Genomic DNA, 25,141 nt, shown 5'->3' with positions numbered 1-25,141 from the left:
GACACATGACTTGCACCCGACCGCAAGCCGAACGTCAGAATCTCCTTGCAATGCGGGCGTCGTCCACACATGACCCAACAGCGATTAGCTGTGCAGTGCTGCAATGGCTTTTATGGCTATCAATGCGCCCGACTAAACCGCTACGATGCCGTCAGCTGAGCTTGGGAGCAGATATGAGGCGGCGCGAGTTCATTACGCTTCTCTGCGGCACGGCGGCGACGTGGCCGCTGGCCAAACGTGCGCAACAGCCAGCGATGCCTGTCATTGGTGTGCTATCCGCCGGTTCACCCGACAGGGGGCTCTCCGATATTGAGGCGGCGTTCGAAAGAGGTCTCGCGGAGAAGGGTTACGTGGCCAGAAGGAACGTCAGGATAGAACATCGGTGGGCAGGAGGAAACTACGATAAGCTTCCCGAGGCCGCACATGAGCTGTCCATGGCACCTTTGAGACATGCCCGCCTATCCTGAGAATGTCCGTTCACCGGGGTAGACCGGAAGTCGCCGTGGTCCTGTCAACCACGCGAATGACCCGGACAGACATAGAGGCTGGTCGATTGGACGTCGTTTCCAACTGACCACCGGTTCGGAAAGTGATAGTTTGGGAGCATCGATTAACGCGTTTCCTTCGGAGGCGCCGTGCGACGACGCGATTTCATCAGCTTTCTCGTGGGTACGGCGGCCACGTGGCCGCTTTCCGCGCGCGGGCAACAGCCGGAAAAATTGCGTCGCGTCTTTTGGGTTTCGACCGAAGATCAACCCGATCCATTTCTGGATGGATTTCGCGAAGGATTGCGCGAGCGTGGCTACATCGAGGGAAAGAACGTTGTCTTTGAGCTTCGCTTTGCGCGAGGCAATCCCGATGCGCTCCGCGGGGTGATATCCGAATTGACTCGCGGCAACGTGGACCTGGTCGTGTGTAGCGGTCCAGCAATACGCGCGCTGCGGGCGGCAACAGGCATTCCCGTCTTGTTTGCCATCAGCGGCGATCCGGTCGAGTTGGGCCTCGTCAAGAGCCTCGCTCGGCCGGGTACTAATTTCACGGGGAGCACATTCCTTTCGCTCGATTTGGCCGGAAAGAGAGTTGATCTGCTAAAGGATATATTCCCGCAGCTGCGCACCCTTGCGGTACTATCGAATACCGATCATCCGGGAGAACGGTCGGAATGGCGCGCCACTAACCAGGCCGCTCAAGCTCTAGGCATCGATCCGGTCTATGTCCCATTTCTCGGCGCACGTGAATTAGACAACGCGCTTACAGTGGCAGGCAACGCGCGCGCAGACGCGATACTCGTCTTCCCAGAAGGCGCAACAATGCTGCACCGGACCAGAATTGCCCAGTTTGCCGTCGAGCAGCGACTGCCCTCGATGTTCGGATGGAGTGAGTATAGCGATGCAGGTGGGCTCTTGAGCTATGGGGCAAACCAGCGTGCAACCTATTTCCGGCTTGCGACCTATGCCGACCGGGTCTTGCGCGGCGAAAGCCCGGCTGATCTCCCCGTTGAGCAGCCAACAAAATTTGAATTGGTGGTGAATATCAAGACGGCAAAGGCGCTGAGGATAGACGTGCCGACATCTATCTTGCTGCGCGCCGACAAGGTGATCGAGTGAAGCCGCGAGTTGCAGCGGTGCATGGGTCCGTTCATGGCACGAACCGGACCAACCCGGGTCGGTCTGATGATGTCTGTTGTTCGAGTAAACGGATGTGGCTGGCCTAAGATCAGAACAGCGCTTTTGACCCAACGCGGACATTGTCCAAGTGACATTCTGGATAAGGTTGCCTTCTTACCGTGACTGTGTAGAACGGCAGCCGGGTGCTCGCTGCATGTGGCAGTGACAGGTCAAGCGATGGTCGGGCCGCCACGCGGAGAGCGTGCGCCCATGAACCGTTCACCGTCAGACGAAGAACTCCTCCGTGCCCAATCACTCGCCGGGCGGGCCGCGAACGTGCGACCGCTGCTTGTTGCGGCCGTAGTGGCCCTCCCAGGCATCCTGTTCGCACATCCAGCCGCAGCCGCGACCGGCGCGTACTCGGCCCAACCCGTCTACCTATTTGGCATTCCCATTGATTTCATCCTGTTCGGGCTGACGCTGCTCGGCGTAGCCGTGTTCCACCATAGGACGCTTGAGGTGGCATTGACCGGGCTTGTGGCCGTCACGCTTTACAAGCTGCTGTTTACCGGCTTCCGGCAAGGCGAGGGCCTGAACGGCCTGACCCTCCAGCTTCACCACGAGTGGGTGGTCCTCGCCAATCTGCTTCTGCTGCTGATGGGTTTCGCCATCCTGTCGCGGCATTTCGAGAACAGCCGAATCCCCGACGTGATGCCGGCGTTGCTGCCAGACGGCTGGGGCGGTAGCCTGGTCCTGCTTGCGATTGTGTTCGTGATGTCGGCCTTCCTCGACAACATTGCCGCCGCCCTGATCGGCGGCACCATGGCGCGGCACGTGTTCAGCGGCAAAGTGCATATCGGTTACCTTGCCGCCATCGTCGCGGCCGCCAATGCCGGCGGCGCCGGCAGCGTCGTCGGCGATACCACCACCACCATGATGTGGATCGACGGCATCAGCCCGCTGCGTGTCGTCGAGGCCTACGTCGCCGCCGTCGCCGGCTTCCTGATCTACGGGATACCGGCCTCATGGGTACAACACCGCCATTCTCCAATCCAAAAGGATGCGCAGCGTGGCCTGCAGATCGATTGGACCTATGTGGGAATTGTCGCCGCCATCCTGACCATCGCCATTGCAGCCAATGTCACCGCCAATCTGAAATTTCCGGCGCTGCTCGATGCGGTACCCGTGATCGGACTTGCTGTGTGGAGCGTCATTTTCGCGGCCGCGCCGCTCCGTCGGCCGGATTGGGCGATCATGCCGGAAACTTTCAAGGGCACGGTATTCCTGCTGGCCCTTGTCACCAATGCGTCCTTTATGCCCGTCGAGGAATTGCCTGTCGCCTCGTGGCAAACGGCGCTCGGGCTCGGCTTCCTCTCTTCGGTGTTCGACAACATTCCGCTTACGGCGCTCGCGCTCAAGCAGGGCGGCTACGATTGGGGCTTTCTCGCGTATGCCGTGGGCTTTGGGGGTTCGATGATCTGGTTCGGCTCGTCCGCGGGGGTTGCGATCTCCAACATGTACCCGGAGGCCAAGTCGGTCGGTCTGTGGTTGCGGCACGGCTGGTTTGTCGTGGTGGCGTATATCGTGGGCTTCTTCGTGATGTTCGCGGTCGTTGGCTGGAATCCTGATGCTCCACACAAAAAACGTGTCGCGCTGGATGTGAACCATCAACTGGAAGCAGCTGGCCGACCGTAAGGCGAGCTAGCGCGGATGGAACGTCGGGCAATTGGCACATAGCGTCGATTAGTGCGGTGCAGCGCGATGTCCGGAGTTGGGGCTAAAGCCGACTTGCGGGTTGAACGCCCGGACTTCTCAGTTTGACCCTGATCGGACATTGGTCCTGGCGGACAGCGGCCCACGATCTGCTATGATGGACATCTAGCTTCCCGAACCGGGGGTGCGCCTTGAGCAGCGAGCCGGTAGAGCGGCGACTGACGGCTATCTTGGCGGCGGATGTCGCCGGTTACAGCCGCTTGATTGGTGCTGACGAGGAAGGCACGCTGGCGCAACTGAAGGCTTTCAGAAAAACGCTTGTCGACCCCACAATCGCCAAACATCGCGGCCGCATCGTCAAGACCACTGGCGACGGTATGCTGGTCGAATTTGCCAGTGCCGTCGATGCAGCGCGATGCGCCGTCGAAGTTCAGCGCGGCATGGCTGACGAGAACGCGGAGATATCCCAGGCCAAGCGGATCGAGTTCCGCATCGGCATCCATCTGGGAGACGTCATCCTCGACGACGGCGATATCTTCGGCGATGGCGTCAATATTGCAGCGCGGCTCGAAAGCATCGCTGTGCCGGGAGGCATTTCGATCTCTCGGGCTGTTCACGATCAGGTCCGTGACCGGATCAACGTGTGTTTCGACGACAAGGGCGAGATCGCACTGAAGAACATCGCGCGACCGGTGCAAGTGTTTGCGATTTCTGGCGCGAAGGAATCGAAAACGACAGTTTCGCCAGAATCGAAACCCGCCCTTGCCCTTCCTGATAAGCCCTCCATCGCTGTTCTGCCATTCACCAACCTGAGCGGTGATCCGGAACAGGATTACTTTGCCGATGGAATGGTCGAGGACATCATCACGGCGCTGTCTCATTTCAAGGCGCTGTTCGTCATCGCTCGCAACTCGAGCTTCACCTACAAGGGGCGCGCCGTCGATGTGAAGCAAGTCGGGCGCGAGCTTGGGGTGCGCTACGTGTTGGAAGGCAGCGTTCGCAAGGCGGCAAACCGGGTGCGCATCACGGGACAGCTCGTCGATACCGCCACTGGGGCACATCTTTGGGCAGAACGGTTTGATGGTGGTCTCAGCGACATCTTCGATCTGCAGGACCAGGTGACCGAGCGCGTTGTCGGGGCGATCGCGCCAGCGGTAGAAAAAGCCGAGATCGAGCGTGCCAAGCGCAAGCCGACCGAGAGTCTCGACGCCTATGCCCTCTATTTACGCGGTTTGGCCAAGGTATATCAGTTTGGCAACCGGCAAGCGAACGAGGAGGCAGTGCGCCTGTTCAACAACGCGATCGAGCTCGACCCGGATTTTGCGGCCGCCTACGGTCGTGCCGCCTTGTGCTACGTCATTGCCATTTACAGTGGCTGGTTTTCAGACACAGCGAACGAGATTGCCGAGGTGCAGAGGCTCGCCCAACGGGCGGTTGAGTTGGGCAAGGATGACGCGATCGCGCTCGCCGCCGGCGGGTATGCGTTGGTGTATGTTGTTCGCGATCTCGAGGTAGGCGCCGCCTTGATCGATCGCGCGCTTGTGCTCAATTCCAATTTGGCCGAGGCATGGAATTTCGGCGGCTGGGTAAAAAACTTTCTCGGCGAGCCGGAACGGGCAATCGAGCGCTTCGCACGTGCCATGCGCCTGAGCCCACTTGATCCGCGGCTGACATCAATGCGAAACGGGACCGCGTTTGCACATTTCTTCCTGGGCCGCTATGACGAGGCGGCATCCTGGGCGGCAATGGCATTGCAGCACAATCCGGACTACCAGCCTGCATTACGCCAGGCTGCCGCAAGCAATGCAATGGCCGGACGACCGGAGCAAGCACATAAGGCAATGGCTCGGCTGCGGCAACTCAATCCCGTGCTACGTGTTTCCAATCTCAAAGACGTGCTGAGCCCTTATCGGCGTGCCGAAGACCTTTCGCGATTCGAAGAGGGATTGCGGCAAGCCGGGCTGCCCGAATGACCGTCACAGCCAGTGTTCGCCGGGGTGGCGACGATGATCGAATGACTTCCGCTAATGGCACCTTTGAGACATGCCCGCCTATCCTGAGAATGTCCGTTCACCGGGGTAGACCGGAAGTCGCCGTGGTCCGGTCAAACCGACGCGAATGACCCGAACCCGACGTGCGTCGCTGCTTCTAGTCGCAACCCGCTGTTTGCGATGCAAGCGGACCGATGCGTGGCATAACCCCGAGGAACTGGAGTGCCCGCCGGGCGGCGCTCCACATCGGTTTGGCGCGCCGAGCAGGATAGACGCGGTGTCCCAAACTCTGAGCGACTTCACCATATCCTGCGTGGCCTGAAATGAGCCGTCTCGAAACAGGACTCATACGCATCTACGTCTGCTTACAGCTCGAGGGGCGAACGACATTTGGCAGTCGGCCAGAACGGCCGTGATCGTGAGCCGGTATATCCAGTTTAGCACGCCCGCCCTCATTCCGACGTGATAAGATAGCGCAAGTTAAAGCGCTGTTACGCTCCCGGCTCAGGAGCCAAGGAGGGGATCAAATGAGGCGCCGCGCGTTCATTGCCGGTCTCGTTTGCACCGCCGCGCTCAGCCGCGCTGAGGCGCAGCAGGCGGGCAAGGTTTACCGCATTGCCATTGCCCATCCGTCGTACCCCGTGTCCGAGATGACCGAGGCGAGCGACCGTCTCCCGTGGTTCCCCGCGTTCTTCGCGGAGCTTCGCCGCCTCGGCTATATCGAAGGCCAAAACCTACGTGTCGAGCGATATTCCGCCGAGGGGCGGACCGCGCAATATGCCGATCTGGCCCGTGAGGTTGTAGGTCGCGGGCCAGACGTGATCCTGTCGGGAAAGAACGAAATGATTTTGTTGCTAAAAGCCGCCACCCTAACCATGCCGATCGTCGGCATTTCGGCCGATCCGGTCGCTGCCGGCATTGCGACGAGCTTGGCGCGGCCCGGTGGTAACATTACGGGAGTCAGCGTCGACGCTGGTCGAGAGGTTTGGGGGAAGCGCCTCGAACTGTTGAAAGAAGCTATCCCTGGCCTCTCCCGCATAGGCTTCCTTGCGGACCACGAGACTTGGGACTCGTGGTACGGGCCGGCCCTTCGGGAGGCTGCGCAACGGCAAGGCCTGAACTTTGTTGGGCCGCAGCTTCATGGTTCTCTTCAGGAGCCGGAGTATCGCCGAGTCATCCTGGCGATAGCCGATGCAGGCGCGCAAGCGCTCCTCGCGAGCGATCAGAGCGAGAACATCGCAAACCGCGGGCTTATCTCCGAGCTGGCAACGGCCGCCCGCCTGCCGGCGATGTACGCCTATCCGGAGTTCGTCTCTTCCGGTGGGTTGATGGCCTACGGTATCAAGCTCTCCGAAGCCTATAGAGGCGCGGCCGGGCAAATCGATCAGATTTTGCGCGGAACCAAGCCGGGCGAAATTCCGTACCAGCAAGCGACCAAGTTCCTCTTCGCCATCAACCTCAAAACCGCAAAAACGCTCGGCCTCGAAATCCCGCCAAATGTTATCGCACGCGCCGATGAGGTCATCGAATAGAGAGGCCGTTTGCTGCGGCGCATGAGTCCGGTTATGGCACTTAACCGACATCGCATCAGCAACTACCCATGTCCGCTTTTATGTGTGAAGCGGACGTAACGGCCACGGATGCGGGTTAGTACTCGGGACTCTATGGAGTTCGCGGAGAAGGTTGGATCCCAGTTCCTCTCGCTCCAGCGAATCCGAAATCCAACCTGCCCCAGACTGGCCACTGGAGAGATTACATTGCGAAGGCACTTTGAGACGCCGTTGCCGCATCTGGGCCCCGGTCGCATCGGCGCGAGGGTCTTTGAGGACCGAGTCCCAGTATTCGGCGGGGAGCGGCGCATCCGGAGCCGCAGTGGAGGGGTTCGGTCTGCGGGCGGCTTCAGCCGCCAGTTTTTCCATCTGTTGGGGTCGGCATGCGCCAACTCGCGGGTCGGTCGATCATTCCGAATTAGAACATAAAGAGAACAAAAGTCGAGTCCGATCGGGCCCGCTCTGTGAAAAAATCCACCTGTTGGAAAGTTCACGATGTCGGAACCAAGCCGGGCCATTCGTCTTGAATCCAGCATCAGTATTGGAGTTCCCCCGTCATGGCCCCTCGCGCTAACTGGAAAGGCTTCCTGCGCCTTTCCCTCGTCACCTGTCCCGTAGCGCTTTATCCGGCCACGTCGGAATCCGAAAAGGTCTCCTTCAACCAGCTCAACCGGAAGACCGGTCACCGCATCAAGTACGCCAAGGTGGACGCCGACACCGGCGAGGAGGTCGCCAACGAGGACATCGTAAAGGGCTATAAGGTCGACACCGACACCTTCATCGAGGTGACGAAGGAGGAGCTCGAGAACGTAGCGCTGGAATCGACGCGGACTATCGAAATCGATGAGTTCGTTGAGCGCAGCGAGATCGACCCGCGCTACATCATTCGTCCTTACTACCTTTGTCCGGACGGCAAGGTCGGCCACGACGCCTATGCAGTGATCCGCGAGACCATCCGGGAGATGAACAAGGTTGCCATCGGGCGGGTGGTGCTGACCAACCGTGAGCACATCATCGCGCTTGAAGCCTTCGACAAAGGGTTGATGGGCACGCTGCTACGGTATCCTTATGAGGTTCGGTCCGAGGCGGAATACTTCGACGATATTCAGGACGTCAAAGTCACAAAGGACATGCTCGATCTCGCCAGGCACATCGTCAACCAGAAGGCGGGCCACTTCGAGCCGGACAAGTTCGAAGACCAGTACGAAACCGCCCTTCTCGATCTCATCAACCAGAAGCGCGCCGGCAAACCGATCACCGCGAAAGAGCGTCCCCGCGGCGAGAATGTGGTGGACCTGATGGACGCGCTGCGCAAGAGTATTGGCGGCGCAAAGGCGGTAGAGGACTCCAAGCCGGCCAAGAAGGCACGCAAGGTCGCAAGCGGTCAGAAAGAGATGCTGATGCCGATCGCCGGCAAGAAACCAGCGAAGGAGGCCGCAGCGAAGAAGCCGGCCGCCAAGCCGCAGCGGAAGTCGGCTTAAGCGGATCGTGAAGCACCCGGTGACGCCGGACGGTCGCTACTTCGTCGTCCGCGGCAGGCTCTGGCGGATGGCGAATCCCGGTCTCGACGAGGCTGAGCGAGCCGAGCTCGTCGGTTGGCTGATGGAGGCCCGGCGGGCGGTACGCGGCGCCAGAAAAGCGGCCGATCCGGACGCCGAAGCAACGGCGCATCGGGCGGTGGATGAGGTTAAGCAGGCGCTCGGCGAGCGTGGTCCCGTGTGGTGGGACGACGGATCGCCAGATCTCAACCGGCACATGGCGAAGAACACAGTTTATGCCGAGTGGTATGCGAAACTAGCTCGCTCCGACCAGGGAGGAATGTGAATTGCCAAAAGCCGCAATCTTCGATCTCGACGGCACGCTTTTGGACTCGGTGGATCTTCACGCATTGGCATGGCAGGAAGCCATGCTCAAGTTTGGCCACGATGCAGGTTTCGAACAGGTGAGGGGCCAGATCGGAAAGGGCGGAGACAAGCTCATTCCCGTATTCCTTTCCGCTGACGAACGGCGAGACCACGGCAAAGAACTGGAAGAGTGGCGCGGCAATCGTTTCAAGACCGAGTATCTGCCGCTCGTCCGTCCCTTCTCGGCGGTTCCGGACTTGCTGCGACGCGTGCGCGACGCTGGACTTCGGGTCGCCGTTGCTTCCTCGGCCAAGAAGGATGAAGTCGACCAGTATCTCGACATCGCAGGCATCACCGACATGGTGGACCTGAAAACCTCCTCGGACGATGTAGAAGAATCCAAACCCGCACCGGATATCTTCGAGATCGCGCTCAAAAAGCTCAAGATCGAAGGCGCCGACGCTGTCGCGATCGGTGACACGCCCTATGACGCTGAAGCGGCGGGCAAGGCTGGCATCGCGACGATCGGTGTGCTTTGCGGCGGGTTTGCCGAGAGTTCGCTGAGGCAAGCCGGATGCGTCGAGGTATATCCGGGGCCTGCTGCGCTACTAGCCCTTTTCGAACGTTCGTTGCTGCGCAAGTAGCCAGGCGTCGCTGCCTCAGATCCTGCACCCTTGGTCAGCCTCGATTTGCGTCTCAAAGTACAAGCGATATGGCAGCGCTGACAAAGACTTCCAAGCGATCGACGTTGAGCGCCGGCATTCTGGCCTACCGGAAAGGCGCTCGCGGGCTCGAGGTTCTGCTCGTTCACCCCGGCGGCCCGTTCTGGCGCAAGAAGGACGACGGCGCCTGGTCTATCCCGAAGGGTGAAATCGATGCGGCGGAAGATCCAGAGCAGGCCGCGCGACGTGAGTTTGCCGAGGAGCTCGGCAGCAGCGCCTCGATTGGTCGGCTGCGGGCCTTAGGGGAGGTTCGCCAGCGAGGCGGAAAACGCGTCATCGCATTCACCGGTGAGGGCCATTTTGACCCTGCGGCACTGGCGAGCAATACGTTCGCTATCGAATGGCCGCCCCGAAGCGGTCAGCGACAGAACTTTCCTGAAGTCGACCGCGCGGAATGGTTCGATATCGAGTTCGCACGAACGAAGATGCTCTCGGGGCAAATCGAACTTCTCGATCGTCTTTTGGCGATGACGGGAGAGAGCGCCGAGAAATAATGTTCAGGATTGGAATCATCTCGGACACGCACGGCCTGTTGAGGCCCGAGGCGGAACAGCGCCTGGTGGGCGTCGATCACATCGTCCACGCCGGCGACATCGGGCGCCCCGAGATCGTCGACGCGCTTCGCCGGATCGCGCCGGTCACCGCCATCCGTGGAAACGTGGACAACGGCGAGTGGGCCCACGAATACCCCGATACGAAACTGGTGCGCCTGGCGGGAAAGTCGATCTACGTTCTGCACGACCTGAAGACGCTGCAGGTCGACCCCGGCGCCGGCATCGACGTGATCATTTCCGGACATTCCCACGTACCGAAGATCGACACGGTCGGCGGCGTTCTCTACCTGAATCCCGGCAGCGCGGGACGGCGGCGCTTCAAACTGCCGATCACGCTTGCGACGCTCGAAGTCACGCCTGCGGGCATACGACCGGAAATTCACGATCTTGGAGGCGACTGAACGCACCGCCGCGAAGGGGTCGCTATTTACGCGAACGTTCTCGTTCGCGCACGACACCCTTCGCCCGCTTATCGGACCTCAGTCCGAGGTAGACGGGCTGGCGCAGTTCGCCTTTGCCCGTCCACTCATTTGACCTCGGCAACCAGCGAGGGCTTGACCCAGGTCGTGGCGGCCTCGTCCTCCACCTTGGCAGGAGAGGTGATTTAGGAGCGAGCTTGGGCGCCTTCGACCGGTCAAAGCGGGGGGCGTCTTTTCCGATGACCCTCATATGCAATGTCCTCCTGTGAGGGGTGCACTCGCCGGGAACGAGTTAGTTGTCAGCGCGTACCAATGCGTTGATGTCGCGGGCAGAAACCGGAAAAATGCCCAGCGTCCAACGTCCCCGTTGCGTCCGGTTGTCACCCGGCGGTGCAATTGACAACGCGTCTTCGCACCGTTGGTTGCAAAACGCTCGCTGGACGTAGGGGGTTAGCCTCTGCCCATTAATGGGTCCGGCTTCTTGATGGCCTTGACTAACTGCCGACGTGCTCGCTTGTACCGCTTTCGTTTCGTTCTGTTGGTGCGCCTTCGCAGCCGCAGCAGGTGCCACGGTCTTAATCCTTTCATCGTCATTGAGAGGCGGGGAGATCCTGCCGCCCTGCCAATCCTGTTGTGCCCGTTGGGAACGCCAAGCCGGCACATTTGTTAGTTCAAAATGCCTTAGACGGTGAAGCGGCAGCCGGAGTGCTGGCCTCTCGTCCGCGGTGCAGGCGGGAGAACATTGTTGAGCAAGCGATGGCCGTCAAAGCTTTGGGTTGTCCGGCACGGCGAGAGCGCGGGCAACGTCGCACGTGACGCCGCTCATGCCGCGGGCCTACCTGACATTGACATTTCGGCCCGGGATGTCGACGTTCCGCTAAGTACTCTTGGTCAAAGGCAGTCGAACGCGTTGGGCCGTTGGTTCGCGGCGCTGCCCCCGGAGGAAAGACCAGAGATTGTTTTGACGTCGCCTTATCTACGCGCGCAATCGACTGCGGCGGCCATCGGCAAAGCCTCGGGTTTCTCTGCCAACTTTTGTAGCCTGGTCATCGACGAGCGACTGCGCGAGAAGGAATTTGGAATTCTGGATCGCCTGACAAGACTCGGGATTGAACAGCGCCACCCCGAACTGGCTGCTTCGCGGCAGTTGGTCGGAAAATTCTATTATCGTCCCCCGGCTGGCGAAAGCTGGTGCGACGTGATTTTGCGGCTGCGTAGCGTGCTCGATACGATCAGCCTGCATTACGGCGGTAAGCACGTGCTGATCGTGGCGCATCAGGTCGTGGTGCTATGCATGCGCTATCTTCTCGAGAAGATGGACGAGAAAACCATTCTTGCCATCGATGCCGAGGCCGACGTAGCCAATTGTGCCGTGACGGAATATGTCTTTGACGAGAACAAAGAAGGAGGATCGCTCGTTCTGACGAAATACAATTTCGTTGCACCGCTCGAACGAGAAGGGGCGCCGGTGACTTCCTTGCCCGATGCAAACGTCGCTGCACGATGAGCGTCACCGAGATCACCCGGGAATTCCTGCTGGATCATCCGTTGCCGGAACCCGAGAGGGAGGGCGACAAAAAGGCGAGAGGTTGTGTGCTTGTCATCGCCGGAAGCGTGGAGATTCCGGGCGCCGCATTGCTGGCCGGACTAGGATCGCTCAGGGCTGGCGCGGGAATTCTGCAGATCGCCACCTGCCGGTCGCATGTTGCTCAATTGGGGGTGGCCATGCCCGAGGCCATGGTTATCGGATGCAACGAAACCAAGGCGGGCGGTATAGATCCGGCGAGCGCGGAGCGGTTGATCGAACTCGGTGCGCACTGCGATGCTGTGCTGATCGGCCCAGGCATGACAGACCCCGATGCGGTCGCCGAGCTGACGCAGGCGATGCTGAAACATCTCGAGCGTCCGGCCTTGGTCCTCGACGCGCTGGCATTCTCAACGCTCCGGGCTGATGCCGTACCGCAAGGCGGCCGTACCGGCAGAATGATAGTCACGCCGCATTCGGGAGAGATGGCAAAATTTCTTAAAACCGATCGCGACGAGGTGGACAATGACCCCTTGCAAGCCGCTCGACGGGCTGCTGCCGCTTTGTCGGCAATCGTCGCGATGAAGGGTGCCGAAACCTATGTCGTTGCTGAAAATGGTCAGCTTGGCTTTCTCGAAATGGCTCGATTGGTCTGGCTACATCCGGATCGGGCGACACATTGGCAGGCATCCTCGCAGGCCTTCTCGCCAGAGGCGTGGAGGCCAGTCTGGCGACCGCGTGGGCGGTTTACATGCATGGTCAAGCCGGCCGCAAACTGGCGCTAAGACACGGTAAGTTTGGGTTGCTGGCGCGCGAGATTCCCGGAGAGATTCCTGCGATTATGGAAGGGCTCACTCAACGGTAGCTGTTGGCGGATCGCGCGAAAACGATGGTCGAGCCAAAGACAGAAAGATTACGTTACCCGCGTCAAGCAACGGGTTGCCGTCTCCGCTTGGGCGCATCTTCCTTGTCGTTCCTGATGACGCTGATCTCGCCGTTACCTTCGAGCCAGGCAGCCTTCACGTCACGGGCGTCCTCGACGCCTTGTTGCCGCAACTCACTGGATAATTCATCATCGGTAATGAATTCCTTGCGCATGTTGCGCTTGATCATGTCCCCATCTTTGATGAGGAGCATCGGCGTAGGCGCGAGCAGATGCGCGAAGGGCTTATAGCGATAGCTCAAATAATTGAGCGCGAAGTCCCAGAACACGATTGTCAGAACCAGCACAAGCCCCTCTGTGATCGACTTGTACTCCCGGGAGAATGCGTTCTGAGCAGCATCGGCAATCACCACCACAACAAGAATATCGGCGATGCCGATCGTGGAGGTCTGGCGTTTCATCACAAAGCGAAGAATCAGAAATAGCGCCAGGTAGGTCACCGTGCCGCGCACGAGCATCTCGCCGATTGAATGAGTTGGAATGACCAATTCGGCCCAATCGACAGCGAAAAGTTTCTCCACGCTCTCGTTCTCCGCCAGCTAGTTCGCGGCAGTGCGGCTTTGCGGCGCGACGCGCCATACCACATTGCCGACATCGTCGGCGACGAGAAGGGCGCCTTTCTTGTCGATTTCGACGCCCACGGGCCGACCGTAAGCGTCACCGTCCTTGTTGACGAAGCCTGTCAGAAGCTCGATCGGGTTGCCTTCGGGCTGTCCTTCCTTGAAGGGCACGAAGATGACTTTGTAACCGCTAAGCGGCGTGCGATTCCACGAACCATGCAGGCCGACGAATCCGCCGTTCTGCAATTGCCCCGGCATTAGGTCGCCAGATGCGAAGGTAAATCCAAGCGGCGCGACGTGATTGCCGAGCGCGTAGTCCGGGACTATTGCCTTCTCGACCATATCGGGGCGCGGCGGCTTGACGCGGGTATCGACGTGCTTGCCGAAATAGCTGTAGGGCCAGCCGTAAAACCCGCCGTCCTTCACGGAAGTCAGATAATCCGGGACGAGATCGCTGCCCAGCTCGTCGCGTTCGTTGACGACCGTCCAAAGCTCGTTGGTCTGCGAATGGAAGCTCATGCCGACTGGATTGCGCAGACCGCTCGCGAACACGCGCGACTGTCCACTCTTTACGTCGATCTCAAGGATAGCGGCGCGCCGGTCCTCTTTCTCGATACCATTCTCGGCGACGTTGCTGTTGGAGCCGACAGAGGCATAAAGCTTTGCGCCGTCCTTGCTTGCCACGAGCCCCTTGGTCCAATGATGGTTCAACGTTCCGCCCGGCAGCTCGGCGAGTTTCGTGCCGGGTTCGCTGATCTGCGTGACGCCTTCCTTGTAAGGGAAACGCACGACAGCATCGGTGTTGGCGACGTAAAGGTGATCGCCGATCAACGCCATCCCGAACGGCGAGTTCAAGTCCTTGAGGAATTCCGTGCGGGTCTCGGCAATGCCGTCGCCATCAGTGTCGCGCAAGAGTGTGAGCCGGTTTGCGCTCGGTACCCCTGCGCCGGCGCGCTTCATGACCTGGTTCATCACAAAGGTCTTGAGGCCGGAGCGCTCTTCGCGCTTGGGTGCGTTGGTCTCCGCAACAAGGACATCGCCATTCGGAAGCACGAACAGCCAGCGCGGATGGTCCAGACCTTTCCCAAACGCGGTCACGGCGAGGCCGCTTGCAGGCGTCGGCTTGACGCCTTCCGGCCAGCCCTTGGCGGGCGCGATATCAACGGTTGGGATCAGGGTGGTGACCGGCTCAGGAAGCGTCGGATTGGGGCCGATCGTTGCCGTTTCCGAGATTTTTGAGCTGTCGCCCCAGACGGAAAACAGCAAGGCAAGGGCACCAAGGACGCCGACGACACCAAGGCCGGCCAGCTTTTGTGTGCGGGTGATTGTCATGAGGGACCTCCGGACGGCGCGGCGCGCCTCTCCCTGACAACCGCACCGAGAGACGCCGGTTCCGACTAGGGTGTTGCCAGCGCGCAGGCCCGAACCAGAGCCAGAGGCAGAGCATTCCAAATCACGCCTACGGCGGACAAAAGCGCGAGGGACAGCGTGGTATCGCGCAAAAATGTCGCACCCGCGTGCTTGCTTCGTTTGTCCGCCCTTAGCCCTGAAACTGCCGCCAGGACCAGGGCTGCGAGCGCCGCCACAGTCGCGGAAACCCCGATCCAGATCGTTGCGCGCCCGGAGCCGACCGGCGGCATGCAAAGCAGAGCTTCCGCGCCGTAAAGCAGGACAAGATGTAAAAACCAGACAACCGGTCCTACGACGATACGCAGAAAATCAGCAAGAGGCCGGGTGCGCGGCGCGGTCATGCGATCCTCGGAAAGCCGTGCACGAGCAGGAGACCGAACAAGCCTTGTGCGACCGTGTAATGCCAAAGCAGTGCGGCATTGTCGAAGACGACACGCCGCCGATGGCTCAGTAAGCCGGCAAGGCAGCGCGCGACGGCAAAGCCCGCCATGACAACGAGCGCAAGCACAAGCTGAAGCTGAAGAAACGAAGTCATATAAACGAGCGCCGCATGCGCGTCGGCTTCCGGACGAAGGCCGGCACGCCAGTGCGAGAGGACCTCGACGCCGAGACCTCCGCAAAGCAACGCGACCGCCAAGCTAATTACAGCGACGAAGGTTGCCCGGTCGCGAAGTCGCTTCGGAAGAATGCGGCCTGCCACGATGATCAAGCCGCTGCTTGCGCAGAGTAAAAGAGCCGAAACGAATGGCCAGGTGGATTGCGGCATTTGCTCTGGCTTCGGCCAGATCTGCGGAGAGACCGTCCACAAGAACAGGTAGGAAAATATCAGAGACAAGAAAAGCGAGCCGGCCACTAACAACAAGACGACCATCGCCCACCAGGAATGCGAAAGGGAGCCGCTGACATAGGTCGGAACCTTGATGCCGTGGCCAATCTCGGCACGAGGGAGCGGCTCGGGATCGCTGCTCCACATCCAGATCACGATCATCACCAGCGCGAGCACGCCCGAGATGATTGCCAGCGGGACAAGATTGACGGTGAGCAGCATGAAAAAACCGGCCGTGAAGACAGCGGCAAGCAGCGGCGTCCAGCCATCCCCGGGCAGACGTTGAAGCGCCTGTGGGGTCGCCTCGATCGGGGAGGTGATGATGGTTTCGCGCCGCCCTGTTATTGTACCCGGCAGATAATGACGGCCCTGTTTCGATTCCTCGGATAGCCCGGGCTGGTCCCAAAGTGGATTGCGGTTCGTCACCAGCGGAACGCTGCGGGGCCCGTAGACGTCGTTGTGCATCCATTCGAGCGAGGCGCTCTTCCAGACGTCCCCGACCGGCTCGGAAAGGGTTGGCCGCAATTTTCGGACGAGATCGACCAGGAAAACGAGGACACCGGCCGCAAACAGGAATGCTCCGATCGTCGAGATCATGTTCAGCACGCCCCACTCTGCAACGGCCGGATACGTGTAGACGCGGCGCGGCATGCCCATGAGCCCGGTGATATGCATCGGGAAGAAAGCAACATTGAAGCCGATGAACATCAGACAGAATGTCGCCTTGCCGAGGCGCTCCGAGAGCACGCGGCGGCTGAAGGCGGGCACCCAATAATACAGAGCGCCGAACAGCGGAAACACCATGCCGCCTACCAGCACATAGTGGAAATGCGCGACGACAAAATAGGTATCATGCACCTGCCAGTCGAACGGCACCATTGCGACCATCACGCCAGTTAGTCCGCCCAAAGTGAAGATGAACAGGAAACCAAGCACGAAGAGCGATGCGGTCGTCATCTGCAATCGTCCGGATGCGATCGTCGCTATCCATGCGAAAACCTGGATGCCGGTCGGCAGCGCGACCGCCATGCTGGCAGCCGAGAAGAAACTCAACGAAAGCGCGGGGTTGCCAGTGGTGAACATGTGATGCACCCAAAGGCCGAAAGAGAAAAAGCTGGTCGCGATCAAGGCGACGACGATCAAACGGTGCCCGACCAACGGCGTGCGGGCCATCGTGGGTACGATCATCGAGACCATGCCGGCAGCCGGCAGGAAGATGATGTAGACCTCCGGGTGGCCGAAGAACCAGAACAGATGCTGCCATAGCAGGGCGTCACCGCCCTTCTGCGGGATGAAGAACGGCCAGCCGAAGGCGCGCTCGAACTCAAGCAGCAGCGTTGCCAGGATGACAGCCGGAAACGCAAAGACGATCATTCCGGCGAACACCAGCATCGTCCAGGCGAAGATCGGCATACGGTCGAGCGTCATGCCCGGTGCCCGCGTCCGCAATACGCCGACGATCAGTTCGATCGCGCCCGCGATAGCGGATATTTCAATGAAACCTATGCCGAGGAGCCAGAAATCCGCGCCAAGCCCGGGGGAATACTGCGCGCCTGTGAGCGGCGGATACATGGTCCAGCCACCGGATGGGGCGAGATCGTAGAACAGTGTGCCGAAGAATATGATTCCTCCGACGAAGTAGGCCCAGAATGCGAAGGCGCCGAGGCGCGGAAACGGAAGGTCTCGCGCGCCTAACATTTGCGGTAGCAGGAGAATGCCCATGGCTTCGACGACAGGCACGGCAAACAAGAACATCATCACGGTGCCGTGCATCGTGAAGATCTGATTATACGTCTCCGGCGACAGGAACGTGTTGCCAGGTATCGCAAGCTGAAGGCGCATCAGGAGGGCCAGGATTCCTGCCAGCAGGAAAAACAGCAGCGCCGCGGCCACGTAAAAATAGCCAATGACGGTGTTGTTGACCGCGCTGACGATCCGCCACCCCTTCGGCAGCTTCCAGGCGGCCTTGAGCTCTTCCAATTCTTGCTTAGGCCGCGGCAGGCTGTTTGGGCGCTCTCCCAAGCTCCGTTTTGACGGTTCGCTCATCGCAGGGCCATCAGATAATTAACGAGTGCCGTCTGCTCAGCCGGTGAGAAGATGCGAAATTCGGGCATAAGGTTGCCTGGCTTGATGTGTTGGCCTTCACGGATGAAGCCCGCGACATTTTCGGCCGTCAGCGGCAGGGTGTCGATCCCAACGGAACCGCGCGCCCCGAAATCTGTCAGATCGGGACCAATTGTCCCTGCGGCATCTGTGCCCCGCACGACATGGCAGGTGCCGCAGCCGGCTGCCAGGAAAAGAGATCGGCCGCGTTGCTCGATATCGGTTAGGCGAGCCGCCTTCGGTTCGACTGCACGGGCAAGCCAGGCGTCATATTCGCCGCGTGGCATGGCGATGATATTGAGAGCCATCAGCGCATGCGGACCGCCGCAGTATTCCGCGCATTGACCGCGATAAACACCTGCGCGTTCGGCAGTCAGCCGCAGGCGCGTCGTGCGGCCGGGGATCATGTCGACTTTGCCGCCGAGGCTGGGGACCCAGAAGCTGTGGATCACATCTGCCGCCTTGAGCGTAAAATCGACAGGCTGGCCCACGGGAATCCGGATCTCGTTCGAACTCACGACGGGCGTTGGACCCGCGTAGACAACGCGCCACCACCATTGCTCACCGGTCACCTCGATGCGAACGGCACCGTCCGTATGGCCGGCCTGCACGCGCGTGAGCCATACGCCGTAGCCCAACAAGACGGTGAGCGTGACCACAGGCAAAGCCAGGCCCAACACGATGATTGAGCGTTCCTGGGCGAGCGCCCCGCGTATGCGCGGCGCGCCGCGCACCGAGAGCCACGTTGCCGCGATGACCAGCCCCAGGATGACCGAACCGAATGCGAACAGCACCCAGGCAAGCATCGCGATCTGTTCGGCTTGTGGACCGTGCGGCGCAAGTACGGACTGAAAGAATCCGTTCATCGCGGCTGACCTGAAGGAAGAACGTGCGAAGCGTAGTATGACGCCACGTCTTCGATCTGCGACTCACTCAATGCGCGCGCGATCGGGGCCATGATGGTGTCAGTTGCGGTGCCCGGTGCGAGGCCAGCTTTCCAGAGACGAAGTCGGTTAAGCAGGTATGGGAGATTTTGCCCGGCCAGGCGAGGATAGATGTTTAGAGCATCTTCTCCGTGGCAGCCCACGCAGGCAGGGACTCGAGTGCTCGCGTCGCCATTCATCGCGATCATGCGTCCTCGCTCGATAGCGGCGGCATCCTTTGATGTTTGTGGCGGAGGCGGCGTACGTAGGTTCGCATAGTAGTTTGCCGCACCTCGAAAATCGTCATTGCTCAGCGCGCGCGCGACCGGCTGCATGATTCCACTTGCGCGATGCGCGCTTGCATAAGCCTCGAGCGACGCAACCATGAACGCCTCCGGTTGCCCGTGCAGAACGGGCACCAGGGAGCTGACCGGCCGCGACTGCTCGGCACCGTGGCAGCGAGCGCACGCGCCGATCGCAGGAGCCGTCGTCTCGCTCGTGGCAAGGCTCTCACCGCTCTGCGGTGGCACTCGCAGGCCTCCAAGCGCGAGTTCGCGGTACTGTGCGGCGTCTAAGCTAGGAAGCCGTCGCAAAAATGCTGTGAGTGCCCACACTTCGTCGTCGCGCTGCTGGGCCGACCACGCTGGCATGCCCGTATATTTGATACCGTTCTTGATGATCCAGAACAGCTCGCGGTCGCGCCACGGTCGTATGTCTCTCGCAAGGTCCGGTGGGGGCGGCAGCATGGCCTGTGCGATCGGGTTGATGGGGACGCCAGGAGCGCCATGACAATAGGCGCAGCCGCCATGGAAATGCGCCGCGCCGAGTGTCACGAGATCGGCATTGTCGAGCCGCGGCACTTCGATTGTCAGTGCGTGCGTCTTGACGGAATTGCGCATTGCGAACGTCAGCAACCATTCGGTCACCGCCCAATGCCCGCGACTTGCGGCGACGCTGTAGATGCCCGACCACATGAACAGCACGCCAAGGATCAGAGCTGCCATTCCGGCCAGCAGGACGATGCGGATGCGCACCGTTGGATGGGTGCGCATGACTAGCTGACGGTTCGTTGAATCTGTGGGGGCGCGCCTGAAGGTTCGCCCGCGCCGATCAAATGGACCGTCAAGAATACAGCCACGACGAGGTAGCTGAGCGGACAGGCCGCAAGCATCAAAAGCCCCGCGAGGTGCTGATCGTCCAAGCTGGGTGCGGCATGGGCCGAGGGCCCATACAGCGCTCTCGGCGCGAAGACGAGGAGAGCGGCGAGCAGGCAGACCAACTTGCCCGTGACCAGGAGTGCCGGAATAGCCTGCCAGCGCGAGGAGGCGGGCAGGGAGAACAAGGACGTCCAAAATGCTACGGCAGCCATCAACAGTAGGACGTGCATCAGGCCCATCCCGGCAGGTGCATGGTGTAGGAGGTTTTGCGCGATGGGTGCGTGCCAGCTCCAAAGTAGGGCGATCTGAACAAATGTTGCGAGCCAAAGCAGGGAAACGCCCCGAGCAGGCCTCGTGCGGCGCGCGAGCACGATTGCGCTGAGTATCGGGGCCGCGACGTTCATCGTGAGGATATGGGCCGTCATGTGCTGGGTGTGCGGCCCGAATTGTAAGAAGCCCGCGATCAGCGCGACGACCGCGAAAACGCCTGTGCCGCTCGCAAGAAGAGCAACCTGCGGAGGTCGAGATTGCATAGCCCCTCTTGCCTTGGAAAATCGCTGAAACAACGCGATTAGCCTAACGGTTCGGTCCCGATTTGGTTGTCGTGACAGATTGACGCTGGCAGGAAGGCATCGCGATTGGTGCCATCTTTACCAATGCTCTGTGAGAGTCCCTAGAGCGGGCGCGCCTCGTCGGTGAGGCGGTTGCCAAACTTAGATCGCCTTTGCTTCCTCGGCCAAGAAGGATGATGTCAAACAAGGATCTCGACATCGTAGGCATCGCCGACCTGGTGGGCCTGAAAACTTCTTTCGACGACGTAGAAGAATCGAAACGGGCGCCGGACATCCTCGGGGTCGTCTCAAGAAGCTTAAGACCGAAGCCGTCGACGCCGTCGCGATTGAGGACACGCCCTACGATGCCGAAGCAGCAGGGAAGGTGGGCATCGCGACCATCGGTGTGCTTTGCGGCGGGTTCCTGAGAGCTCGTTACGACAAGCTGGATGCGGCGAGATTTATCGCAGGCCAGCCGGAGGGCGAGGTAGACAAAACGGCTGATCCCACGGTAGCGGTCAGTGGGTAATGCGGGGGCTTTCCATGGCGAGAAAACTGAAAACCTACCAGACTTCGCTGGGCTTCTTTGATTTGGCGATCGCCGCTCCGTCCATGAAAGCGGCGCTGGAAGCGTGGGGCGCCGACAGCAATCTCTTTCACCAGGGGGCGGCGAAGGAAAGCGACGATCCTGACGTTATCGCTGCGGCCATGAAGAAGCCTGGCGTCGTTCTCAGGCGGCCCGTCGGATCCGATGGATCCTTTGGCGAGCATGCCGAACTGCCCACCAATCTGGCCGACAGCGGAAGAGCGGCGAAAGCCGTCCGCAAGCCGAAACGACATAAGGCGAAGGCATCCTCCCGGCCGGTCGACAAAGCGGCGGAGCGAAAGGCCGCGCTCGCCTTCGAAAAGGAGCAGAAGAGGCGCGAGCGTGAACGGGCGAGCGAAGAGGCCGCCAGGCAGAAGGAGCGTGAACGCCGGCAGCAGGCGGTCGACAAGGCGCAGGCTGCGTTGGAAAAGGCTGAGCAGGAGCACGCGAAGCGGGCCGCCATCATCCAAACCGAGCTCGAGGCTCTCGAGAAGAGATCGCGAGCCGAAGAAGCCCGCTGGGATAAGGAGAAGGAGCGATTGGAAGCTACGCTGCGGCGCGCGCGGGGTTAGTTAACGGTTCTAGCCGGCAGCACCCACGAGCAGCCCCATCAACCCGCATTGGTCTCTGACGGAGCAGCAATGCTTGGTGATTGGCCAACTCAATCGCTGCCTTCAGAGAGTCGATACGGCGGAGGCTTGCTTAGCCGTCAGCTTCGGCTCGAAGAGACGCGGCTGATAACCGCTCACATTTCTTAGACAAGCCTCAGCGTATCGGTTAGGCGGCTGGCGGCGCTAGGGAGCTATCAGCCCACTTCGCGATGTCGACTTTCATGGGATCGACCTTGTCGCACCTGACACAAAGCATTTCGGTCTTTCCGGTCCGGTCCGTCATTGCCATCAGTCGCCTTTTGCACTTCGGGCAGCGGGTTACGTCCATCTGAACCTCCCATCCACGGGCGATATAATGCAGAAGGAACCTTGGGTTCCATTCCAAAAACCCTTGATACCATTGGGTTTGTCCTCTAGCGGACTCGGGAACGGATTCCTTTTGGGGGCTTCTATTTCTGTCCCTCCCCAAGGGCACATCTACCTGGCCCGTCGCATTCCAACCCCGATGCGGCGGGCCATTTTCATGTTAGTTTGGCGTTTTGTTGAGTTGAGTAATGTTCAAGCGTGCGGAAATGCCGGGGTTCATTAAGCCCCAGCTTGCGACCCTGAAGAGCAAGGCTCCCAAGGGTGAGCAATGGATTCACGAAATCAAATACGACGGTTACCGCGTCCAGCTCCATATCAACCCCGGAAAAAAAGCGTGTTTACGCGGAACGGCCTCGACTGGACCAAGCGGTTCTCCATCATTGCCGGCGCTTTCGATATCTCAGGCCAGGCCATCATCGATGGCGAGGTCGTCGTCGTCCATGAAGGCCGGACCAACTTCTCCGAACTCCAGGCCGAACTCGCCGCGGGCGGGCAAGACCGGCTGGTCTACTACGCCTTCGACCTGCTCTGGCGAGATGGCGACCTGAGGAAGCTGCCCCAGATCGAGCGCAAGCAGATGCTGGTCGACCTGATGGGGGAGAATGATGTCGACATGCCGGTGCTCTACAGCGAGCACCTGACCGGCGACGGCCAGGAGATGTTCGAGCATGCCGCCAAGCTTGGCTGGGAAGGCATCATCTCCAAGCGCGCGGACGCGCCATACCGATCGGAGCGCACCGAGGCCTGGCTGAAAATCAAAACCGTCCAGAAGGGAAAATTCCCGGTCATTGGGTTCGTCAAAGATCCTACCGGTGTTGCCGCTCTTTATCTTGGGAAGAAGGAAGGCAAAGAGCTTGTCTACATGGGCAAGGTGGGGACGGGATGGTCCCGCACGGTCTCGAGCCGAATCCGCAAGCAGCTTGATACGGTGGTGAGCCCGAAGTCCAAGCTAACCAGGCAGGTGAAGAAACCGAAGGCGACGTGGGTCGACCCGGTGTTCATCGCAGATATCGAGTACCGGGATATCACCTCGGAAGGGCTGCTGCGGCAAAGCTCATTTAAGGGACTGAGCAAAAAGGAACGTTAAGGTCTGGACGGCGTTCCTGTTTCATGACCGAACCGCTTCCAACCCTGATCGAAAACTCGCTTCAAATCGCCTGGGATTACCTGGAGGGAATAGGCGAGCTTGCCGATCAGCAGCAATCCGCTGAATTCCTTCTCAGGAACATTCAATCACAGATGCTTAAGGGCGAGCGGCGAACACTCATGCTGTCAAACCGTGCGATCGAAAGCTACCGTAAACAGCCAAACCATCTGCAACTCGTTAGGTGGGGTTAGGTATGGAATACATCTACAAAGACAAGCAGCAGCCCACCAAAGAAGAGCGCGTGGCAAAGAAAGAAAAAGCCCGTTGGGATGCGGAGCAGAACCTCACCGCCAGAAAGAAGGTTGATGACGCTTTCCGGTCGAACTTTGAACGGCTGAAGGCGGAACGTCTGGCCCGTGAAAACAAAGAATAGGATTGGCGGCCTAGCCCCCCAAGGTGGCCGTCGTGGGCGCGCGGTATACCTGCGACCTCTGGAGCAGGGGCCGCGCGTTCGTATGAGGCGAGATGGATTCTGACTGTCCGATCTGCCTGGGGATAGGCTTCGTCTGTGAGAACCACCCTGACAAAGCATGGTCCTCCAAAGAGAGTGGCTGCCAATGTGGCGCGGGGATGCCTTGCCAATGCGTGCGCGCTGAGGGGCTCAAGAATCCTACAGGGCAATCACGTGCATCCCCAGTAGAATCAGAACGCTGATCATGATGATTCCGAGGAAGAACCGGCCCATCACTTCTCCTTGCGGACACCCTTGAACTTCTTGGCGCTTTTCTTGACGGCCATGAACTGCCCGCCCGTCTTGTTGCGTTTGGTCGATGTTTTGGTCAGCGGGTTCTTGAGCTGGGTGCGTTTCTTTACCGCGCCCTTACGGGCCTTGTCGCCGGTCGGTTTGTTGACTGCCATTTGCGCCTCCAAAGAACATCAATTGCCGAACCACTCGTGAGTTCCTTATTCGGAGGTGACAGCTAGGCCGCTCGCATCTCGGTCTCGGGATGCCTCCATATCTCTCCTTCCTTGCGTCTCTTGCGCCCATAGAGGAATAGGTTGGGATCGTGCTCGGCACCGGTCCTACTAATCAGGAGGACATTCCAGGCAGGTATCACCGATCGAGTTCAGGACGTCTAGAACCTCGGCCGCCGCGGCATCAGGGGAGACCCCTGCCGGCGGGTCTTCACGGGCGATATCGATCGCTCGCTCCCATGCATGCGGATCGGCGCGGTCCTGCATCCAACCGTGCTCCTCGCACTCGCGGATGGCGCCAGCGTGCTGAAGCACGTCAATCGCCCATCCGCGCATCGTTCGTATCGCCGGTCTTCGTTCACGTGTCATCAGCATGAAATGGCTCCTGAACGGCGAATCGTTTTGTCCGTCATTCGTTCCGGCCGATAACACATGGCTGGGATTCGCAATGGTGGAACTCACGGTTTGGTTCGAATCATTGAAGCGCCGACACCCAGTCCCTGAACTTGGTCTTCCTGGCTTTTTGGTTGGGCGCGTGCGGCAAGTGCCGCACCGGGCTCTCGTGAACCGAGCCTTAAAACGTCTCGGCCACCCGGCTTCGATCCCTCGCGCGATCATGAGCCGCTCGCCGGAGGCACTCGCCCTCGGTCCCGCCGTCATTTCATGCCGGCGTCGCTATCACTGCCCTTCGTTCGGGTGCCTTTTTAACCGGTCTCGCGACTGCACTCGCTCCCGGGTCCCGCCGCTATCGCGTCGGCGCTGTGCTGACCCTCCTGCGGGTGCCTCTTGCTGTTGGGTGCTAAGGGCTCCGCCCTCGCGCGGGCAAGGGTGAAGTCCCGGAAGATCCGGGACCGGCCGGGGCGGTCTCCCCGACCTTCCGCGCGGAGGCCAAGACCGGACAGCTTCCACCATGTGAATCCGCTTGTGCAGGCCGGGTGATCCCCCTCCGCCCCGCCCGCCCTTGCCCTTGCTACCCCGGTCTCGCCGACGGGCAGGGCTGCAGGCGCGCGGTGCGCTCTGCACCCATGCCCTCAAAGGAGTCCCTGGCGCGATCTTCCGGAGGCGTTTGGGGATTGGAACAGCGTGTTCCGGCGCTTCAGTCGATGGAGCATCAAAGG

Annotated in this window: 23 protein-coding genes and 3 pseudogenes; 16 read left to right on the top strand and 10 right to left on the bottom strand. The window is 60.3% G+C overall.

Annotated elements, in window-relative coordinates:
* Nucleotides 1-635 precede the first annotated feature (635 nt).
* The 9 genes from JQ629_RS35410 to JQ629_RS35370 all read left to right on the top strand — a co-directional run bounded on the left by JQ629_RS35410 (nt 636) and on the right by JQ629_RS35370 (nt 10,382).
* Nucleotides 636-1,607: an ABC transporter substrate-binding protein gene (locus JQ629_RS35410; RefSeq protein WP_212416556.1), complete on the top strand. Its 972-nt coding sequence runs from the start codon at nt 636-638 to the stop codon at nt 1,605-1,607.
* A 270-nt stretch (nt 1,608-1,877) separates the two neighbouring features.
* Nucleotides 1,878-3,302: a citrate transporter gene (locus tag JQ629_RS35405; RefSeq protein WP_249135503.1), complete on the top strand. Its 1,425-nt coding sequence runs from the start codon at nt 1,878-1,880 to the stop codon at nt 3,300-3,302.
* Between the two features lie 209 nt (nt 3,303-3,511).
* Entirely contained in the window at nt 3,512-5,293 is a 1,782-nt protein-coding gene (locus JQ629_RS35400) for an adenylate/guanylate cyclase domain-containing protein (RefSeq protein WP_249135502.1), read from the top strand.
* Nucleotides 5,294-5,838: 545 nt separating this feature from the next.
* Nucleotides 5,839-6,843 (top strand): ABC transporter substrate-binding protein, encoded by a 1,005-nt coding sequence (locus JQ629_RS35395; protein ID WP_212416555.1) that lies wholly within the window; start codon nt 5,839-5,841, stop codon nt 6,841-6,843.
* 575 nt (nt 6,844-7,418) lie between these two features.
* On the top strand, nt 7,419-8,342 hold the full coding sequence (gene ku / locus JQ629_RS35390; protein WP_212416554.1) for a non-homologous end joining protein Ku: 924 nt from the start codon (nt 7,419-7,421) through the stop codon (nt 8,340-8,342).
* A 7-nt stretch (nt 8,343-8,349) separates the two neighbouring features.
* A complete protein-coding gene (locus JQ629_RS35385) occupies nt 8,350-8,685 on the top strand; it encodes a hypothetical protein (RefSeq protein WP_212416553.1) in 336 nt (111 codons plus the stop codon).
* 1 nt (nt 8,686) lies between these two features.
* Complete coding sequence (locus tag JQ629_RS35380) at nt 8,687-9,349, top strand: HAD family hydrolase (RefSeq protein ID WP_212416552.1); 663 nt, start codon at nt 8,687-8,689, stop codon at nt 9,347-9,349.
* A 68-nt stretch (nt 9,350-9,417) separates the two neighbouring features.
* Nucleotides 9,418-9,921: an NUDIX hydrolase gene (locus JQ629_RS35375; RefSeq protein WP_212416551.1), complete on the top strand. Its 504-nt coding sequence runs from the start codon at nt 9,418-9,420 to the stop codon at nt 9,919-9,921.
* Entirely contained in the window at nt 9,918-10,382 is a 465-nt protein-coding gene (locus JQ629_RS35370) for a metallophosphoesterase family protein (RefSeq protein ID WP_212416559.1), read from the top strand. Before JQ629_RS35375 ends, JQ629_RS35370 begins: the two co-directional genes overlap by 4 nt.
* Before the next feature lie 22 nt (nt 10,383-10,404).
* On the opposite strand, the pseudogene JQ629_RS37405 reads toward JQ629_RS35370, so the two are convergent.
* A pseudogene (locus JQ629_RS37405) lies at nt 10,405-10,576 on the bottom strand (ATP dependent DNA ligase); the annotation flags it as partial.
* Between the two features lie 569 nt (nt 10,577-11,145).
* Between JQ629_RS37405 and JQ629_RS35365 the strand changes: the two are divergent.
* The gene (locus JQ629_RS35365; RefSeq protein ID WP_212416550.1) at nt 11,146-11,907 is read left to right on the top strand and encodes a histidine phosphatase family protein; all 762 of its coding nucleotides are present in this window, start codon (nt 11,146-11,148) and stop codon (nt 11,905-11,907) included.
* Nucleotides 11,904-12,790, top strand: a pseudogene (locus tag JQ629_RS35360) (NAD(P)H-hydrate dehydratase). The gene JQ629_RS35365 and the pseudogene JQ629_RS35360 overlap by 4 nt, the downstream one beginning before the upstream one ends.
* A 62-nt stretch (nt 12,791-12,852) precedes the next feature.
* Here the strand turns inward: JQ629_RS35360 and JQ629_RS35355 are convergent.
* The 7 genes from JQ629_RS35355 to JQ629_RS35325 form a co-directional block, all read right to left on the bottom strand.
* The gene (locus tag JQ629_RS35355) at nt 12,853-13,389 is read right to left on the bottom strand and encodes a DUF421 domain-containing protein (RefSeq protein WP_349631368.1); all 537 of its coding nucleotides are present in this window, start codon (nt 13,387-13,389) and stop codon (nt 12,853-12,855) included.
* 18 nt (nt 13,390-13,407) lie between these two features.
* Nucleotides 13,408-14,760 (bottom strand): PQQ-dependent sugar dehydrogenase, encoded by a 1,353-nt coding sequence (locus tag JQ629_RS35350; protein WP_212416549.1) that lies wholly within the window; start codon nt 14,758-14,760, stop codon nt 13,408-13,410.
* A 65-nt stretch (nt 14,761-14,825) separates the two neighbouring features.
* Nucleotides 14,826-15,179, bottom strand: coding sequence for a hypothetical protein (locus tag JQ629_RS35345; RefSeq protein ID WP_212416548.1), 354 nt, complete (start codon nt 15,177-15,179; stop codon nt 14,826-14,828).
* A complete protein-coding gene (gene ctaD, locus JQ629_RS35340; protein WP_212416547.1) occupies nt 15,176-17,710 on the bottom strand; it encodes a cytochrome c oxidase subunit I in 2,535 nt (844 codons plus the stop codon). The genes JQ629_RS35345 and ctaD overlap by 4 nt, the downstream gene beginning before the upstream one ends.
* Nucleotides 17,707-18,633, bottom strand: a complete 927-nt coding sequence (gene coxB, locus JQ629_RS35335; RefSeq protein ID WP_212416546.1) for a cytochrome c oxidase subunit II — start codon at nt 18,631-18,633, stop codon at nt 17,707-17,709. The genes ctaD and coxB overlap by 4 nt, the downstream gene beginning before the upstream one ends.
* Complete coding sequence (locus JQ629_RS35330; protein ID WP_212416545.1) at nt 18,630-19,742, bottom strand: c-type cytochrome; 1,113 nt, start codon at nt 19,740-19,742, stop codon at nt 18,630-18,632. The genes coxB and JQ629_RS35330 overlap by 4 nt, the downstream gene beginning before the upstream one ends.
* Before the next feature lie 2 nt (nt 19,743-19,744).
* The gene (locus JQ629_RS35325; protein WP_212416544.1) at nt 19,745-20,380 is read right to left on the bottom strand and encodes a cytochrome c oxidase assembly protein; all 636 of its coding nucleotides are present in this window, start codon (nt 20,378-20,380) and stop codon (nt 19,745-19,747) included.
* A 561-nt stretch (nt 20,381-20,941) separates the two neighbouring features.
* On the opposite strand from JQ629_RS35325, the gene JQ629_RS35320 reads away from it, so the two are divergent.
* The 4 genes from JQ629_RS35320 to JQ629_RS35305 all read left to right on the top strand — a co-directional run bounded on the left by JQ629_RS35320 (nt 20,942) and on the right by JQ629_RS35305 (nt 23,481).
* Entirely contained in the window at nt 20,942-21,556 is a 615-nt protein-coding gene (locus JQ629_RS35320; protein WP_212416543.1) for a cell envelope biogenesis protein TolA, read from the top strand.
* Nucleotides 21,557-22,295: 739 nt separating this feature from the next.
* Entirely contained in the window at nt 22,296-23,048 is a 753-nt protein-coding gene (ligD, locus tag JQ629_RS35315; RefSeq protein WP_349631367.1) for a non-homologous end-joining DNA ligase, read from the top strand.
* A gap of 23 nt (nt 23,049-23,071) precedes the next feature.
* Nucleotides 23,072-23,299, top strand: a complete 228-nt coding sequence (locus JQ629_RS35310) for a hypothetical protein (protein ID WP_212416542.1) — start codon at nt 23,072-23,074, stop codon at nt 23,297-23,299.
* A 2-nt stretch (nt 23,300-23,301) separates the two neighbouring features.
* Entirely contained in the window at nt 23,302-23,481 is a 180-nt protein-coding gene (locus JQ629_RS35305) for a hypothetical protein (protein ID WP_212416541.1), read from the top strand.
* Nucleotides 23,482-23,792: 311 nt separating this feature from the next.
* On the opposite strand, the gene JQ629_RS35300 is transcribed toward JQ629_RS35305, so the two are convergent.
* The gene (locus tag JQ629_RS35300; RefSeq protein ID WP_212416540.1) at nt 23,793-23,966 is read right to left on the bottom strand and encodes a hypothetical protein; all 174 of its coding nucleotides are present in this window, start codon (nt 23,964-23,966) and stop codon (nt 23,793-23,795) included.
* Between the two features lie 168 nt (nt 23,967-24,134).
* On the bottom strand, nt 24,135-24,398 hold the full coding sequence (locus tag JQ629_RS35295; RefSeq protein ID WP_212416557.1) for a hypothetical protein: 264 nt from the start codon (nt 24,396-24,398) through the stop codon (nt 24,135-24,137).
* A gap of 663 nt (nt 24,399-25,061) precedes the next feature.
* Here JQ629_RS35295 and JQ629_RS35290 point away from each other — a divergent pair.
* Nucleotides 25,062-25,141 (top strand): annotated as a pseudogene (locus tag JQ629_RS35290) (transposase); the annotation flags it as partial.

The sequence above is a fragment of the Bradyrhizobium sp. AUGA SZCCT0222 genome (genome assembly GCF_018130205.1).
Taxonomy (GTDB): Bacteria; Pseudomonadota; Alphaproteobacteria; order Rhizobiales; family Xanthobacteraceae; genus Bradyrhizobium.
Note: the sequence above shows the minus strand (reverse complement) of the source record. Positions and strands in the feature narration are given on the sequence as shown.

Bases quoted from the DNA above. Each gene is read 5' to 3' on its own strand.
- JQ629_RS35350 (WP_212416549.1), bottom strand. From the start codon at position 14,760: ATGACAATCACCCGCACACAAAAGCTGGCCGGCCTTGGTGTCGTCGGC.
- JQ629_RS35375 (WP_212416551.1), top strand. From the start codon at position 9,418: ATGGCAGCGCTGACAAAGACTTCCAAGCGATCGACGTTGAGCGCCGGC.
- ku (WP_212416554.1), top strand. From the start codon at position 7,419: ATGGCCCCTCGCGCTAACTGGAAAGGCTTCCTGCGCCTTTCCCTCGTC.
- JQ629_RS35325 (WP_212416544.1), bottom strand. From the start codon at position 20,380: ATGCAATCTCGACCTCCGCAGGTTGCTCTTCTTGCGAGCGGCACAGGC.
- JQ629_RS35320 (WP_212416543.1), top strand. From the start codon at position 20,942: ATGGCGAGAAAACTGAAAACCTACCAGACTTCGCTGGGCTTCTTTGAT.
- ctaD (WP_212416547.1), bottom strand. From the start codon at position 17,710: ATGAGCGAACCGTCAAAACGGAGCTTGGGAGAGCGCCCAAACAGCCTG.
- coxB (WP_212416546.1), bottom strand. From the start codon at position 18,633: ATGAACGGATTCTTTCAGTCCGTACTTGCGCCGCACGGTCCACAAGCC.
- JQ629_RS35295 (WP_212416557.1), bottom strand. From the start codon at position 24,398: ATGCTGATGACACGTGAACGAAGACCGGCGATACGAACGATGCGCGGA.
- JQ629_RS35405 (WP_249135503.1), top strand. From the start codon at position 1,878: ATGAACCGTTCACCGTCAGACGAAGAACTCCTCCGTGCCCAATCACTC.
- JQ629_RS35395 (WP_212416555.1), top strand. From the start codon at position 5,839: ATGAGGCGCCGCGCGTTCATTGCCGGTCTCGTTTGCACCGCCGCGCTC.
- JQ629_RS35300 (WP_212416540.1), bottom strand. From the start codon at position 23,966: ATGGCAGTCAACAAACCGACCGGCGACAAGGCCCGTAAGGGCGCGGTA.
- JQ629_RS35305 (WP_212416541.1), top strand. From the start codon at position 23,302: ATGGAATACATCTACAAAGACAAGCAGCAGCCCACCAAAGAAGAGCGC.
- JQ629_RS35310 (WP_212416542.1), top strand. From the start codon at position 23,072: ATGACCGAACCGCTTCCAACCCTGATCGAAAACTCGCTTCAAATCGCC.
- JQ629_RS35330 (WP_212416545.1), bottom strand. From the start codon at position 19,742: ATGCGCACCCATCCAACGGTGCGCATCCGCATCGTCCTGCTGGCCGGA.
- JQ629_RS35345 (WP_212416548.1), bottom strand. From the start codon at position 15,179: ATGACCGCGCCGCGCACCCGGCCTCTTGCTGATTTTCTGCGTATCGTC.